Below are 393 nucleotides of genomic sequence, written 5' to 3' on the forward strand. Positions count from 1 at the left end.
GACCTCCTGCGGCCGGCATATTAGGTTCTTTAACGTTATCGATGAGTACAGCCGCACGGCCCTGGCGATCATTCCTCGTCGGTCGTTTACCGCCACGGATGTGGTCGCCGCTCTGGAGGACATCATCGCTGAAACCGGCATCACTCCGGCTTACGTCCGGTCCGATAACGGGCCGGAGTTCACCGCTGCTGCTCTGATCAACTGGTGCGCCACGGCCGGAGTCAATACGGCGTTTATCGATCCAGGATCGCCGTGGCAGAACGGGTTCGCTGAATCATTCAATGCCCAATTCAGGAGGGAACAACTCACCGGAGAAATCATGGACACAATGGCCGAGGCAAAGTACTTGGCCGACGAGTGGAAAGACATCTACAATCATGAACGTCCTCATGG

At 56.5% G+C, this 393-nt stretch carries 1 protein-coding gene; it reads left to right on the plus strand.

Annotated features, from left to right (window positions below; genetic code table 11):
* On the plus strand, positions 1–393 hold a 393-nt coding region (locus ACT3S6_RS15920), incomplete at both ends, for an integrase core domain-containing protein (protein WP_444555781.1).

This window comes from Arthrobacter sp. AOP36-C1-22 (assembly GCF_052377515.1).
Taxonomy (GTDB): Bacteria; Actinomycetota; Actinomycetes; order Actinomycetales; family Micrococcaceae; genus Arthrobacter_H.